This window comes from Leisingera sp. F5 (assembly GCF_001593695.1).
The window spans coordinates 79,249-92,624 of record NZ_LUKH01000023.1 but is presented as its reverse complement, the minus strand read 5'-3'; the positions used below and the strand labels follow the sequence as shown (position 1 = coordinate 92,624).

The 13,376-nt window shown below is 62.1% G+C and carries 14 protein-coding genes; 7 read left to right on the top strand and 7 right to left on the bottom strand.

Annotated features, from left to right (window positions below; genetic code table 11):
• Positions 1-281: 281 nt before the first annotated feature.
• A complete protein-coding gene (locus tag A2I95_RS16495) occupies positions 282-2,765 on the bottom strand; it encodes a response regulator (RefSeq protein ID WP_291731136.1) in 2,484 nt (827 codons plus the stop codon).
• 25 nt (positions 2,766-2,790) lie between these two features.
• Complete coding sequence (locus tag A2I95_RS16490; RefSeq protein WP_291731134.1) at positions 2,791-3,288, bottom strand: molybdopterin-dependent oxidoreductase; 498 nt, start codon at positions 3,286-3,288, stop codon at positions 2,791-2,793.
• 322 nt (positions 3,289-3,610) lie between these two features.
• Here A2I95_RS16490 and A2I95_RS16485 point away from each other — a divergent pair, with 322 nt between their 5' ends.
• Positions 3,611-4,225 (top strand): response regulator transcription factor, encoded by a 615-nt coding sequence (locus A2I95_RS16485; RefSeq protein ID WP_291731142.1) that lies wholly within the window; start codon positions 3,611-3,613, stop codon positions 4,223-4,225.
• A 36-nt stretch (positions 4,226-4,261) separates the two neighbouring features.
• On the opposite strand, the gene A2I95_RS16480 is transcribed toward A2I95_RS16485, so the two are convergent.
• Complete coding sequence (locus A2I95_RS16480) at positions 4,262-5,467, bottom strand: cytochrome P450 (RefSeq protein WP_291731132.1); 1,206 nt, start codon at positions 5,465-5,467, stop codon at positions 4,262-4,264.
• A 187-nt stretch (positions 5,468-5,654) separates the two neighbouring features.
• On the opposite strand from A2I95_RS16480, the gene A2I95_RS16475 reads away from it, so the two are divergent.
• The 3 genes from A2I95_RS16475 (at position 5,655) to A2I95_RS16465 (ending at position 6,732) form a co-directional block, all read left to right on the top strand.
• Positions 5,655-5,984 carry a TfoX/Sxy family protein gene (locus tag A2I95_RS16475; RefSeq protein ID WP_291731130.1) on the top strand — a complete coding sequence of 110 codons (330 nt, stop codon included), beginning with the start codon at positions 5,655-5,657 and terminating at the stop codon, positions 5,982-5,984.
• A 69-nt stretch (positions 5,985-6,053) separates the two neighbouring features.
• Complete coding sequence (locus tag A2I95_RS16470) at positions 6,054-6,224, top strand: YqaE/Pmp3 family membrane protein (protein WP_129371167.1); 171 nt, start codon at positions 6,054-6,056, stop codon at positions 6,222-6,224.
• Positions 6,217-6,732: a DUF4112 domain-containing protein gene (locus tag A2I95_RS16465; protein ID WP_291731126.1), complete on the top strand. Its 516-nt coding sequence runs from the start codon at positions 6,217-6,219 to the stop codon at positions 6,730-6,732. The genes A2I95_RS16470 and A2I95_RS16465 overlap by 8 nt, the downstream gene beginning before the upstream one ends.
• Positions 6,733-6,785: 53 nt before the next feature.
• Here the strand turns inward: A2I95_RS16465 and ndk are convergent, their stop codons facing one another.
• Positions 6,786-7,208, bottom strand: a complete 423-nt coding sequence (gene ndk, locus A2I95_RS16460; protein ID WP_027258644.1) for a nucleoside-diphosphate kinase — start codon at positions 7,206-7,208, stop codon at positions 6,786-6,788.
• A 204-nt stretch (positions 7,209-7,412) separates the two neighbouring features.
• Here ndk and A2I95_RS16455 point away from each other — a divergent pair, with 204 nt between their 5' ends.
• Genes A2I95_RS16455 through A2I95_RS16445 form a run of 3 tightly spaced genes read left to right on the top strand, consistent with a single transcriptional unit; the run spans position 7,413 to position 10,509 of the window.
• Positions 7,413-9,266 carry an ABC-F family ATP-binding cassette domain-containing protein gene (locus A2I95_RS16455; RefSeq protein ID WP_291731124.1) on the top strand — a complete coding sequence of 618 codons (1,854 nt, stop codon included), beginning with the start codon at positions 7,413-7,415 and terminating at the stop codon, positions 9,264-9,266.
• Entirely contained in the window at positions 9,263-9,883 is a 621-nt protein-coding gene (locus tag A2I95_RS16450) for a MarC family protein (RefSeq protein WP_291731122.1), read from the top strand. Before A2I95_RS16455 ends, A2I95_RS16450 begins: the two co-directional genes overlap by 4 nt.
• Before the next feature lie 44 nt (positions 9,884-9,927).
• Positions 9,928-10,509 (top strand): TIGR02281 family clan AA aspartic protease, encoded by a 582-nt coding sequence (locus A2I95_RS16445; protein ID WP_291731120.1) that lies wholly within the window; start codon positions 9,928-9,930, stop codon positions 10,507-10,509.
• Between the two features lie 76 nt (positions 10,510-10,585).
• On the opposite strand, the gene A2I95_RS16440 is transcribed toward A2I95_RS16445, so the two are convergent.
• From A2I95_RS16440 to A2I95_RS16430, 3 genes are all read right to left on the bottom strand, one after another.
• Complete coding sequence (locus A2I95_RS16440) at positions 10,586-11,137, bottom strand: CHAP domain-containing protein (protein ID WP_291731118.1); 552 nt, start codon at positions 11,135-11,137, stop codon at positions 10,586-10,588.
• A 159-nt stretch (positions 11,138-11,296) separates the two neighbouring features.
• Positions 11,297-11,755 (bottom strand): DNA polymerase III subunit chi, encoded by a 459-nt coding sequence (locus A2I95_RS16435; protein WP_291731116.1) that lies wholly within the window; start codon positions 11,753-11,755, stop codon positions 11,297-11,299.
• Positions 11,756-11,761: 6 nt separating this feature from the next.
• On the bottom strand, positions 11,762-13,237 hold the full coding sequence (locus tag A2I95_RS16430) for a leucyl aminopeptidase (RefSeq protein WP_291731114.1): 1,476 nt from the start codon (positions 13,235-13,237) through the stop codon (positions 11,762-11,764).
• Positions 13,238-13,376: the final 139 nt, after the last annotated feature.

Below are 13,376 nucleotides of genomic sequence, written 5' to 3'. Positions count from 1 at the left end.
TTATARAAGGTGAAATAGTCTTCGCCCTCACCCGGGGCGTCATGGCCTTCGATCTCGATTTCGATCAGGTAGTAGGTATTGCCATCCGAGCCTTTCAGGACGTGATAGCTTTCGGCATACATCTTCCCGCCTGCCGGTTCGCCATCGACATAAGCGTTTTGGCCACACCTGTCATTTTCGCTTTAGCTTAGACTCAGAACCCATTGATTTTCTGATTAAATCAGATTGGATCCGGCGCATCCGGCGGATTCTGTTCCACCAGCCGCCAGCACGGAACCGGTTTACACGTGCAAATACGGGGCCAGAACCAGTGCCGCGCTGGTCCAGGCCTGCTGGAATGGCGCAACCGGAGGCGCCCCCCCGTCTTCCGCCGTCTCGATCGCCAGCATCGCCGCGCGCAGATCGGACAGGCCCAGAACAGCCGCCGACCCCGCCAGCCGGTGCGCCTCTTTGCGCTGGCCATCGTCGAGAGCCGCGCAACCATGCAGCCCGTCCTGCAACTGATTTACCTCCTCGCAAAAGGAAGCCAGAAAGCTGCGTGCCCTGTCCTGCCCAAGGGCTTCAAAAAACTGGTGGATGTCCGACTGCGTTCCGGGCAGCACCTTGACCCCGCCGCCTGCCCGGCGGGCTATCACATCAGCCAGCTCAGCCTTGTTGGCCGGTTTGGTCAGAACTTCGGCAAACCCGGCGTCCAGAATGCGGGCGTGATCCTCCGCCGCAGCATGCGCTGTGAGCGCCACAATATCGGTGCCCTCGGCCAGCTGTTGGGCGCGGATCCGGCGCAGCGCCTCGATCCCGTCCACCTGCGGCATGCTGATATCCATCAGGATCAGATCGAACCGTCCCTCTTCTGCCGCTTGCACAGCCTCGGCACCGCCCGGCACAGCCGTCACCTGATGCCCCTCCTGGCGCAGCATCGTGGCCAGAAGCTCGCGGTTGATGTCGTTGTCCTCGGCGATCAGCAGACGGCAGGCACCGTTCTGGCGGGGTCTGTCCCGTGCTGCCTGGCGCGGCGGCGCCTTGGCCGCCGGCAATGCCAGAGAAATAGTGAACAGGCTGCCTTCGCCCAGCTCGCTTTCGCATGCAATCGTGCCGCCCATGGCCTGCACCAGACGCTTGCTGATTGCCAGTCCAAGCCCCGTGCCTTCGCTGCCGCGGCCATAGCTGGAATCCAGAGTGATGAAATCTTCGAAAATCCGGTCAAGGTCGCCGGGCGCAATGCCCTGGCCGGTGTCTGCGACATGGAATTCCACTGTCTCCCCGTCCGGCAGCCGCATCACATCCACGCTCACCGCGCCATCGCTGGTGAACTTCAACGCATTGCCGATCAGGTTCAAAAGCACCTGCTGCACGGCGCGCGGCCGCCCGGCCACCACCGGCTCGCCGCCCAGGCTGCAGTGCAGTGACAGGTCGATCCCCCTGCCCTTGGCGCTGGCCTGCTGGCTTTCAATCAGACCGCTGACCAGTTCCTCCAGGTCAAAGATCCGCCGTTTCTCTGTATCCGCGCCGGCCTCCAGCCGCGACAGCTCCAGCACGTCATTCACATGCTGCAAGAGCAAACCGCCCGAAACCCGCATCGCCTGCAAGTAACGGCGCTGCTCCGGTGTCGGTCCGGTTCCCTCGATCAGGTCGATGGCCCCCAGAACCCCGGTCAGCGGCGTGCGCATCTCGTGGCTCATCACCGTCAGCAGGTTTTGCTTGGCGCGCTCGCCGGCCAGCGCGTCATCACGCGCCCGCCGCAATTCTTCTTCCGCAGCGATCCGCTCGGAGATGTCGCGCAGGAAGCCGACAAAGACCAGTTCGTTTCCCGACTGGCTGACCGACACAGACAGCTCCACTGGGAACAGCTCACCGGACTTGCGCCGCGCTTCCAACTGCAGCCGGCCTTTGCCGGCCACCTGCGCTTCACCGGTTTGCAGAAACCGTTTCATGCCGGCCTGATGCGCCTCTTGCAAGTGATCCGGCACAATCAGGTTCACCATTTGCTGGCCCATGGCCTCGGTGCTGCTGTAGCCGAACACCGTTTCCGCTGCACCATTGAAGGCAAGAATCCTGCCGTCCGCACCGACCACCAGAATCGCATCCAGCGAGGAGGCAATCATCGCCTCCATCCGCGCGGCAGAGCGGCTGCGCTCCACTGCCAGCCTGCGGCCTTTGCGGTAGAGCCGTCCAAGCAGCAGCGCCGCCAGCGCCAGCGCCAGCACCAGCGCCAGCACCACCCAGCCCAGACGTGTCAGGATGGTGAACAGTTTCAGCCGCTTATCCTTGGAGTCCTCCACCTGCAGCACGACACCGAACAACGCAAGTTCACGCACATCGCCGCTGTTTTGCGCCAGTTCGGCGGCAAGCTCCGGCAGGCTGTCCAGCAGCGGCCCGCTGCCACTGTCGACAACCGCCGCCATGCGGTCCAGCCGATCCTGCATCTGCTGCAGCAAGGCAGCACCTGCCGGGCTTTGCCGCAAATCCTCAAACAGCGGGCTTTCGCGGAACGTGGCGATCCGGCTGTAGTAAATATCGAACTGACGCCGCAGCCGGGGCAGATCCCCGGGCGCGCCGGCCGTCAGAACCGCGGCCTCCAGTTTGAGATGCTCAACCTCGGCCTGGGAAAGGTTCCATTGCATGTTGTCGGTTGCCGCGGTCGACAGCCCGCCCAGTTGCTGCAGCACCTGATGCCCCAGCCGCACCGACTGCGCCGCCAGCGCCGCCGCAATCGCCAGCACCAGCGCCAAAACCCAGCGCGGCACAGTTGGAAACCCGCGAAGCATTACCTGACTGCTCCTTGCCTGCCGCTCACGGCTGAATGACGATCCGGTCCAGTTGCCAAATACTGCGCGAATAGACTTCCTCGGTGCGGTAGGCCGGGTTGCTGTCATAAGGGTACACCACCCACAGCGGCCCCTTGTTGCGCAGGGACATTTCCGCACCGTTGCGTTCAAAGGCAACAATCGGACCGCCTGCAACCGCATCCGAAACAGGGATTTCCACCGCATAGTCATTCACCGCATGCGCCACAAGCTGTCCGCTGGTGACATCCATCCGCCCGACCAGAACGGCAAGCGGCACGCCGGTGAATTGCTGCGGCCCCGTGGTCCAGATGGTTTCCGTCTCAAAGGTGACCGGTGCCAGCGCACGCAGATCCTCGATCGTGTACTGCGCCGCAGGTTCCGCCGCGCCTTCCACGCCGACAGACAGCAGTACCGGTTGCACTTCATCCGCAAAAACTGCGGCTGCGCATGCCATGACTGCAAGTGAAGCCAAGACCGCGGCCTGCGAAATCAACCCTCTCATTCCAGCACTCCTCTTTTGATGCCGTCTCCACAACAACCGGGCAAAGCATGGCATATCCGCTCCGCCCGAAAACCGGCACCTGAGGATAGGTTCATGACCTTTCGTATAGGGTGCACAACCGCCAGAGTAGCGCCATCAACCCTAATGTTGGCTTACCGGACGCCGTCAGAGCGTCGTAATATCAATAAAATTTCCAGCACACGCACAGGAGCAGTTGCAAATGTTCACCTCCCAGACCAGCCCGCAATCCAAGGTTGACAGTTTCGAAACCCTTGTCGCCGTAGACTGGGACCGGGAATTTAAGAACAGGTCTAGTGGCTACATGCGCATTTTGCTGGCAGACGACCATGATATGGTCCGCGAAACAATCTCCGCCTACCTCAAATCCGAGGGCGGTGCCGAGGTCGCTCTGGCGACTGATCTGCCAGGTGCGATCGCGCAGATTTCAGAACTCGGCCCCTACGACCTGGTGCTGCTCGACTACAACATGCCCGGCATGATGGGGCTCGACGGCCTGGCCAAGGCGCTGGAGGCCAATGGCGGCAAGGGCGTGGCCATCCTGTCCGGCAGCGCGCCCGCCCGCACCGCGCAGGAGGCTCTGGATGCCGGCGCCATCGGCTTCATCCCCAAGACCATGGGCGCGCAGTCGCTGCTCAATGCCGTGCGCTTCATGAGCGCGGGAGAGATCTACGTGCCTGTCGATCTGATGCGCGAAGACGCCTCGGCCAACACCCATCCGCTCGCTGAAAAACTCAGCCCGCGCGAACTGGAGGTGCTGAACGGGTTGTGCCGCGGCTTGTCGAATAAGGAAATCGCCCGCGAGCTGGAGTTGCAGGAAGTGACAATTAAACTGCACGTGCGCACGCTTTGCCGCAAGCTGGAGGCCAAGAACCGGACCCAGGCCGCCCTGACCGCCAAAGAGGCCGGGCTGTTCTGAGCCCGCCAGCCTGACGGCGCCCGTATTGACCCGTTTTCACTCCATTTCTGCCGGCAGCTCCGCATAGCCGCGAAAGCGGATTCGCCCGCCCGGCACCCGGCCAGGCAGCAGGCCATAGCCCGGGAAACGGTGCAGCAGGCGTTCAATGGCGATCCTCCCCTCAAGCCGTGCCAGCGTCAGCCCCACGCAGACATGCGGACCGCCGGCAAAGGCTAAATGCCGGTTCGGCATACGGGCGACATCAAAAACGCCGGGCTTTTCAAACACCTCCGGATCACGGTTCGCCGCCCCGATCAGCAGATGCAGGTTGGTTCCTGCCGGGACTTGAACACCGCCGATGTCCACCCCCGCCGTGGTTTCCCGGTTGCCCAGCTGATTGGGCGACCGGAACCGCAGAACCTCCTCGATGGCAGGTTTGATCAGCTCCGGCTGCTCCAGCAGCCGCTGCTTTTGGTCCGGGTGGTCATTCAGCAGCGCCAGCCCGTTGCCGATCAGGTTGGTAGTCGTCTCGTGACCTGCGTTCAGGATGAAGATGCAATTCTGGATCAGCTCAGTTTCGCTCAGAGTGCCATCTGCCCCCTCGCCGTTGATCAGCCGCGTCAGCACGTCGGTATCGATATCCCCCGGACTGGCCCGCCGCCGGGCGATCAAATCCTGCAAGTAAGCCCTGAACTCCTCCACCGCCTGGTGCCCTGCCGCCAGCTGGTCGGCATTCAGCGCAGGCTCCAGCGCACCCAGGATGGCCAGCGACCAATCACGCAGCGGCGCCCGCTCCGCCATCGGCACGTCCAGCAGATTGCCGATGATCTGGATCGGAATGGAGGCGGCAAAATCCTCGATCAGATCCACTTTGGCTGCACCCGCCAGCCCGTCCAGCAAACGGTCAACCGTTTCAACCAGCCCCGGCTCCATCCGGGCAATTGCCCGCGGCGTCAGCGCCGACGTCATGATCCTGCGCACCCGCGTGTGCAGCGGCGGATCGGAAAACACCAGAGAAGTGGTGTGATGCTCAAACAACGGCGAACCCGCGCCGAATTTTGGTGCAAAGACTTTCTTTTTGTCCGAGGAAAACAGCGTGGTGTCCCGGTAAATCCTGTCCAGGTCTGCATGGCGGCAAACCAGCAGCGATCCATCCGGCTGCGGCAGCACCGGTGCGGCGCGCAGCAAAGCATCGTAAAAGGGAAAGGGATCCTCCAGGAAACCCTCCGGCGGGTTCGCCAGGTTAAACTCCGTAATATTCACAGATACTTGCTGTCCGCTGCCCACCTGACACCCTCCTGCTGGCCTTTCCGGTCAGGGTTTCCGCAGGAAATGCGACTGTCAATCCGCCTTCGCGGCAAGAAACCCAGCGTCAGGACGCCGCCGCGAAGTTTACGAAGATGCTGGATTGCAGCGTGACAACGGCGCAGGAACCGGATAGAAACAAAACATGAACACACCTATTTCTTCCATCCGGAACCTTGGCCCCGCATATGAGGACGCCTGCCACCGGGCGGGCATTTCTTCAGCCGAAGACCTGCGCGCCATCGGCGCTGATGCGGCCTATGGCAAACTGCTGAAGACCGGCACCCGGCCGCATTTCATCGGCTACTACGTGCTGGTGATGGCGCTGCAGGGGCGGCCTTGGAACGATTGCAAGGGCAAGGAAAAAGAAGAGCTTCGCCAGCGCTTTGACGAGATAAAGGCCAGCAGCTTTAACACCCAACAGGCCGCGTTCGAAGCGGCCCTGGACATGATCGGCGTTGTAGCGCGCAAATAGCAGGGTGGAACCAAATGGGATATCCAGGGGTTGGTTCATCAACGGCACACTAACCAAAGGAGATCCTCGATGGACCTGATCCGGATTATTTTTGCAGTCATTCTGCCGCCGCTTGGCGTATTTCTGCAGGTCGGCCTGGGCAAGCATTTCTGGCTGAACATCCTGCTGACGATCCTCGGCTATATCCCGGGCATCGTACACGCTGTCTGGATTATCGCAAAGACGCCTGAACATGCCTGACACCGCATATCACGAAGACCGCCTGCAATCTCTGGAACGCTTAGCGCACCGTATGGACCGCGCGTTCCGCATTCCTTTGATCGGAACGCGGATCGGCTGGGACAGCATTCTGGGCTTGGTTCCCGGCGCCGGCGACGCGATGGCGCTGCTGCCTGCCGGCTATATCCTGTTCTCGGGACACCGCATGGGCGCATCAAGCGGAACTCTGGCGCGCATGGCCGCCAACATCGGCGTCGATGCGCTTGTTGGCACGATCCCGCTGGCCGGAGATCTTTTCGACATCGGCTGGAAGGCTAACACCCGCAACGTTGCCCTGCTGCGCCGCCACCTGGAACAATCAGCCGCGCAGGATGAGCCCATGGCAAAACGTCTTGCGCGGCGCGGCTTTTCCAACCTGATTGCGCCGAAGGACTTGGCTGCCTGCAGCCGCTTCACCACGCAGCACCGCCCCTGCAGAACGCGCAGCCGGCAGAACGCCGGGCTTAGGACCGCTTTCTCCAACTCGTAAAAAAACCGCGCCAGTCGCCCGGCGCGGCCTTCAGTCTTCGCTAAGCCTGCGGCTTAGCCGACCAGCTCGAGGCCGGAGAAGAAGTAAGCAATCTCAACGGCCGCGGTTTCCGGTGCGTCGGAGCCGTGCACGGAGTTTTCGCCAACCGATTCAGCAAATTCGGCGCGGATGGTGCCGGCCGCGGCGTCTGCCGGGTTGGTGGCGCCCATCACTTCGCGGTTCTTGGCAATGGCGTTTTCGCCTTCCAGAACCTGCGCAACGATCGGAGCGGAGGCCATGAATTCGCACAGTTCGCCGTAGAACGGACGCTCGGCATGCACTTTGTAGAACTCGCCTGCTTGCGCCTGGGTCAGGTGAATGCGCTTTTGCGCCACAACGCGCAGGCCGGCTTCTTCGAATTTGGCGTTGATTGCGCCGGTCAGGTTGCGGCGGGTTGCATCGGGCTTGATGATCGAGAAAGTGCGTTCCAGTGCCATGGGGCAGACTCCTGTGCTGAAAAGCCGGACATCATGCCCGGCGTGTTACGAATTGCCGCCCCGATAGCATGGCTCTGTGACAGGATAAAGAGGGGATTGCGCAGGTTTCACGGCTCGGCAGAACTGCTGCCGGCGGCGGTCATGGCCAGCCGCACTTAGCCTGCCCCATTGACAAGGGCCAGACAGTACCGCAGTGCTCGGCCCATGTTACGTATCAGCGATATATCCTATGCGGTCGAAGGCCGTCTTTTGTTCGATGGCGCCAGCGCCACGATCCCCACTGGCCACAAGGTTGGACTGGTTGGCCGCAACGGCACCGGCAAAACCACGCTGTTCCGGCTGATCCGCAACGAGCTGTCGCTGGAATCCGGCGCCATTTCTCTGCCCAGCCGATCCCGGATCGGCGGCATTGCGCAGGAAGCGCCGTCTTCAAACGTATCGCTGATCGATACGGTGCTGGCGGCAGACACCGAACGCGCGGAACTGATGGCCGAGGCCGAGACTGCGCAGGATCCTGGCCGGATTGCCGAAATTCAAACCCGCCTGACAGATATCGATGCCTGGTCTGCCGAGGCCCGCGCCGCCGCCATCCTCAAGGGTCTTGGGTTTGACTATGCCGCCCAGCAACGCCCCTGCTCCGACTATTCGGGCGGCTGGCGGATGCGGGTGGCCCTTGCCGCGGTGCTGTTTTCCCAGCCTGACCTCTTGCTGCTTGATGAGCCGACCAACTATCTGGATCTCGAAGGTGCGCTGTGGCTCGAGGCCTATCTGGTGAAATACCCGCACACCGTGATCATCATCAGCCATGACCGCGAGTTGCTGAACCGCTCGGTGAACGGCATTCTGCACCTCGAAGAGCTGGGGCTGACCTATTACTCCGGCAACTATGACCAGTTCGCCCGTCAGCGCGCCGCCAACCGGGCCAATCAGGCTGCGCAAGCCAAGAAACAAGACGCCCGCCGCGCCCATCTGCAGGCCTTCGTCGACCGGTTCAAAGCCAAGGCCAGCAAGGCCAAACAGGCGCAAAGCCGAGTGAAGATGCTGGAGAAGATGGAGACCATCCGCGCGCCCGAAGATGCGGCGCGCACAGTATTCACCTTCCCCGAGCCGGAGGAGCTCTCGCCGCCGATCATCGCGACTGAGGGCGCCTCGGTCGGATACGACGGCACCCCGATCCTCAGCCGGCTGGATCTGCGCATCGATCAGGACGACCGTATCGCCCTGTTGGGCAAGAACGGCGAGGGCAAATCCACCCTGTCCAAAATGCTGTCAGGCCGTCTGGATGTGATGGCTGGCAAGATGACCCAGTCCAGCAAGCTGCGGATCGGCTTTTTTGCACAGCATCAGGTGGATGAACTGCACATCGACGAAACCCCGCTGCAGCATCTGCAGCGCGAGCGCCCGGACGAAGGCCAGGCCCGTCTGCGCGCCAGGCTGGCCGGGTTTGGTCTGGGGTCGGATCAGGCTGATACCGAGGTCGGCCGTCTCTCCGGCGGGCAAAAAGCACGGCTGTCGCTGTTGCTGGCCACCCTGCCCGCCCCGCATCTGCTGATCCTCGATGAGCCGACCAACCACCTGGACATCGAAAGCCGCGAAGCCTTGGTTGAGGCGCTGACCGCCTATTCCGGCGCGGTCATTCTGGTCAGCCACGATATGCACCTGCTGAGCCTGGTCGCGGACCGCCTGTGGCTGGTGTCCGGCGGCACGGTGAAACCGTTTGAGGGCGACCTGCCGGCCTACCGTGATCTGCTGCTGACGCGCGACAAACCCGCAGGCAAATCCAAGGCCAAGGCCGAAAAACCCAAGCGCCCCAGCCGCGACGCGATTCTGGCGCTGCGCGCCGAGGTGCGCAAAGGTGAGGCCCGTCTCGAAAAAGTCAGCGAGATGCGCGACAAGCTCGCCAAGAAACTGGCGGACCCCGCCCTTTATGATGACACACGCAAAGACGAAGCCGTTGTCTGGCAGCGCAAATATGCCGAAGTGATGGACGCGCAGGACCGTGCCGAGGAGCTTTGGCTGAAAGCGGTAGAGAAACTGGAAAAAGCAGAGGCGCAATGATCGACACGGCCTTTCTGATCACCTCCTTTGTCACGCTGTTTGTCATCGTTGACCCGATCGGCCTGACACCGATCTTTCTGGCACTGACACAGGGCATGACGCCCGCACAGCGGCGGGCGATTGCCCTGCGTTCGACCATCACCGCTGCAATCCTGCTTGCGCTGTTTGCAGCACTGGGCGAGGCGGTGCTTGGTTTTGCAGGCATTTCCATGGCCGCCTTCCGCATTGCCGGGGGCGTTCTGCTGTTCCTCACCGCGCTTGATATGCTGTTTGAACGCCGCAACAAGCGGCGCGAAGACCGCAGCGAAGAGGATGACTTTGACGATCCTTCCATCTTCCCGCTGGCAATCCCGCTGATTGCAGGTCCCGGTTCCATTGCCACTGTCATCCTGCTTGCCGGCCAGCAGCCCGGTTTTGCCGGCTTTGCCATGGTGATGGGCGTGGTCGCTGCGGTACTGGCGATCCTCTTGGTGATGTGCCTGTTTTCCGGCCTGTTCGAGCGCTTGCTGGGCAAGACCGGCATCACCGTTGTGACCCGCCTTCTGGGCATGCTGCTGGCGGCGCTTTCCGTCCAGTTCGTGCTCGACGGGCTGCGCGCATTTGGATTTGCAGGCTAGCATAACGCCCCGGCCCGCCTACATTATATTCAGGAGGTGCGCAGATGGGCGAGTTTGAGATCGGGCGGGTTATCTATTTGGTTGCCCTGCTGGTTGCAGTCGGATCCTGGGTGTTTGTGCAAAACCGCCAATCCATCGGCAAGACACTGCAGATGTTTGCGGTCTGGGGATTTATCTTCCTTGGTGTGATCGCCTCTTACGGGCTGTGGGAGGACATCCGCCAAACCGTGCGCCCGCAGCAAAGCGTCGCGGTGGAGGCCGGACGGGTCGAAGTGCCGCGCGCGCCTGACGGGCATTACTACCTGACGCTGGAAGTGAATGGCGCAGCTGTCCCGTTCCTGGTCGACACCGGGGCCAGCGAAGTTGTGCTGAACGCGCGCGATGCAGAGCGTGCCGGCATTGATACCGACACCCTCGCCTATCTCGGCCGCGCCCGCACCGCCAACGGCGAGGTGCGCACGGCCTCCGTCTGGATCGAAGAAATGTCGCTGGGCGGCATCACCGATACAGACGTGCGCGTGTGGGTCAACCAGGGCGAACTGGAGCAATCCCTGCTGGGCATGGGCTACCTGCAGCGCTGGTCCAGCATCGAAATCCGCAATGGCGCATTGGTGCTGACCCGCTGATCATACGCCTTGCGGCGCAGGCCTCCGGCAGGGGTATTTCGAACCAGAAAGAAGCGACAGGCCGCTTCCCTGCGTTTCACCCTTCGTCCAAGTCCGGCAGAATGAAGCCGTTGACCGGATAGACGCGCCCAAAGGCCCCTGGATTGCTTTCCAAACGAACAGCAGACCAGTTATTTTCAGCAGACACGTCGATCACCGCCATTCCCAGCGAGATCTTGTTACGGCGCCAGTTGGCATGATTTATCCGGATCCTGCGCGCGTCCTCAACCTTGGACACCACCGCAACATGGCCCAGCGGATTGGACCGGGTCGCCCGGAAAGCCATCACCGCGCCCGGTTCCGGCTCCTGCCCGCGGCTGAACTGGTCTTTGGCCTGCGCCCACCAGGTTTTTGCATTGCCGAAGATCTCGATCCCGCTGGCATTACGGGCGAAGGGCACGCACCAGACACGGCGCCCCCTGGATTGCAAAGACTGGACCTCTTGAACCGCGTATTCCAGACGTGCGGCTTCAGCCTCGGCGCGGGCCACCGATCCGCCTTGAATATCACCGCAATTGGCAAGGAGCAGCAGCCCCGTCCCAACAAACGGCAGCAGCCGCGCCCGACGGAACGCATGTGATACTTTCATCTGTCCCCCAGTGTCCTGGTCTTTTGTTCTGATCTTTTGACCGGGAGAATTACTGCGGCGGCGCCTTTGGCGCGAGCCTTTCCTGCGAAGCTGAAACAAATCTGAAAGAAATTGGCGAAATCCCGCCGATACCGCGTGCTGACAGGCCGGCCTCCCGGTCTATTTCTCGGCCTTCTTCTCCCAGCGCCCGCTTTCCTCGGACCAGTACTGGGCGGAGCAGCCCGCATCGGTCAGGCTTTTCCACTGGCTGCGGGCGTGTTGAACGGCTTCCGGATCGGTTCCGTCAAACAGAATGCAGACACGGCTTAGCGTCTGAACCTCTTCCGCGCTGACCGCAGCGCCATCCACCGCCATCACGCATTCCGGGGTATTGGCTGCCTCCGGCCCTGCCGTCAGCAGAACCGGCTGCAGCGCGTCATGGGGGCCGCCCGTCAGGCCGTGGGCCAGGAAGCTTTCCTCCGGCCCCAGCCACAGACGGTCATCCAGCCAGGCCAGCCGTTCGGGATCGCGCCCGCGCACTGCAATGCGCCAGCCCGCCCCGCGCGCCTTGTCCAGAAGGACCGGCAAGGTCTCCTCCAGCGGCCTGCGCGTCAGATGATAGAAATAGGCAGCCCCCATGAACGCTTATTCCGCCTCGAACTTATCCGCGACCAGCCGGTTCAGCGCCATCACGCCCCACCCGGTTGCCCCCTTGGGCGCATAGTCCGTATCCGCCTTGACCGAGGCCACCCCGGCGATGTCCAGATGGATCCAGGGCACATCTTCCTTGATGAAGCGTTGCAGGAACTGTGCTGCGGTGATCGACCCCGCCGGGCGCCCGCCCACGTTTTTCATATCCGCAATGCGCGATTTCAGCTGATCATCATAGGCCTTGCCCAAGGGCATCCGCCAGGCTCCCTCACCCTCGGAGCGTGCGGCTTTCAGGAAGGCATTGCACAGATCGTCATCGTTTGAGAACACACCGGCATTCTCATGCCCCAGGCCGATGATGATGGCACCGGTCAGAGTTGCCAGATCAATGATGCCCGCCGGTTTGAACCGCTCTTGCGCGTACCAAAGCACATCACACAGAACCAGACGGCCCTCAGCATCGGTATTGATGATTTCGACCGTATCGCCCTTCATTGATTTCACCACATCGCCTGGACGGGTTGCATTGCCCGAGGGCATGTTTTCCACAAGGCCGACCAGCCCGACCACATTGGCCTTGGCTTTGCGCAGTGCCAGTGCCTTCATGGTGCCGGTCACAACGCCTGCGCCGCCCATGTCCATGGTCATGTCTTCCATGCCGCCCGCAGGTTTCAGGGAGATACCGCCGGTGTCAAACACCACGCCCTTGCCGACCAGCGCCAGCGGGGCTGCGTCCTTGGCGCCGCCCTTCCATTGCATCACCGCCACTTTGGAAGGGCTGTCAGAGCCCTGACCGACGCACAGCAGCGTGCGCATGCCAAGCTTTTCCAGGTCCGCCTCTTCCAGGACTTCGATCTCAAGGCCGATGTCCTTCATTTCTTCGATGCGGCGGGCGAATTCCGTTGTGGTCAGCACATTGGCAGGCTCATTGACCAGATCCCGGGTCATGTGAACGCCTTCAGCCACTGCCAGCAACGGTCCGCAAGCGGCTTCGAGGTCAGACGGTATTTTGGAAGCGATCACCACCTCGCCTTCAGGCTTGTCTTCGGCGGGGGTCTTATGGTCATCAAAGCCATAGTCGCGCAGCGCCAGCCCCATGGTGAGGTCAGCGGCCTTGTTCATGCTGCCGGCCATCACTGTCAGCCGCTTGCCCGTGGCCGCCTTGGCCAGTTTTGCGCCCGCCTGGCGTGCCTCTACCGGAGTCAGTTTGCGCGGCAGCACCAGCACATGCAGCGCCTCGGCCTGCATGCCCGCAGGCCAGCCCAGGGAAATCACGTCACCCGCCTTGGCCTTTTTGAAGCCTTCCGATTCGATCAGCCGGGCAATTGCGCCCTTGCTCAGCCGGTTGGCCGTGCGCGCCGCCTGATCCATGCTGCCCTCAGGCGTGACCATCACCGCCACGCAGCCGGTCATTTCCGGCAGCGCCTTAGGGTCGTATTCGGCAAAACGGATCGGGGTAAGGCTGCTCATTCTCGCGCGCTCCTGCTGGTTTCATATGGTTCTTGGCATAAGAGGTATCCTGCGCAGGGGCGCTTGGCCAGACCCGCCTTTGCACCCGCGGCAGTCGCGATCTGCCGCCGAATGAGGCCCCTTGCGAGAATGCAGTTTT

Excerpts from the sequence above, each read along its gene's own strand:
- A2I95_RS16495 (WP_291731136.1), bottom strand. The coding sequence starts at position 2,765 with ATGCTTCGCGGGTTTCCAACTGTGCCGCGCTGGGTTTTGGCGCTGGTG.
- A2I95_RS16490 (WP_291731134.1), bottom strand. The coding sequence starts at position 3,288 with ATGAGAGGGTTGATTTCGCAGGCCGCGGTCTTGGCTTCACTTGCAGTC.
- A2I95_RS16485 (WP_291731142.1), top strand. The coding sequence starts at position 3,611 with ATGCGCATTTTGCTGGCAGACGACCATGATATGGTCCGCGAAACAATC.
- A2I95_RS16475 (WP_291731130.1), top strand. The coding sequence starts at position 5,655 with ATGAACACACCTATTTCTTCCATCCGGAACCTTGGCCCCGCATATGAG.
- A2I95_RS16470 (WP_129371167.1), top strand. The coding sequence starts at position 6,054 with ATGGACCTGATCCGGATTATTTTTGCAGTCATTCTGCCGCCGCTTGGC.
- A2I95_RS16465 (WP_291731126.1), top strand. The coding sequence starts at position 6,217 with ATGCCTGACACCGCATATCACGAAGACCGCCTGCAATCTCTGGAACGC.
- ndk (WP_027258644.1), bottom strand. The coding sequence starts at position 7,208 with ATGGCACTGGAACGCACTTTCTCGATCATCAAGCCCGATGCAACCCGC.
- A2I95_RS16455 (WP_291731124.1), top strand. The coding sequence starts at position 7,413 with ATGTTACGTATCAGCGATATATCCTATGCGGTCGAAGGCCGTCTTTTG.
- A2I95_RS16450 (WP_291731122.1), top strand. The coding sequence starts at position 9,263 with ATGATCGACACGGCCTTTCTGATCACCTCCTTTGTCACGCTGTTTGTC.
- A2I95_RS16445 (WP_291731120.1), top strand. The coding sequence starts at position 9,928 with ATGGGCGAGTTTGAGATCGGGCGGGTTATCTATTTGGTTGCCCTGCTG.
- A2I95_RS16440 (WP_291731118.1), bottom strand. The coding sequence starts at position 11,137 with ATGAAAGTATCACATGCGTTCCGTCGGGCGCGGCTGCTGCCGTTTGTT.
- A2I95_RS16435 (WP_291731116.1), bottom strand. The coding sequence starts at position 11,755 with ATGGGGGCTGCCTATTTCTATCATCTGACGCGCAGGCCGCTGGAGGAG.
- A2I95_RS16430 (WP_291731114.1), bottom strand. The coding sequence starts at position 13,237 with ATGAGCAGCCTTACCCCGATCCGTTTTGCCGAATACGACCCTAAGGCG.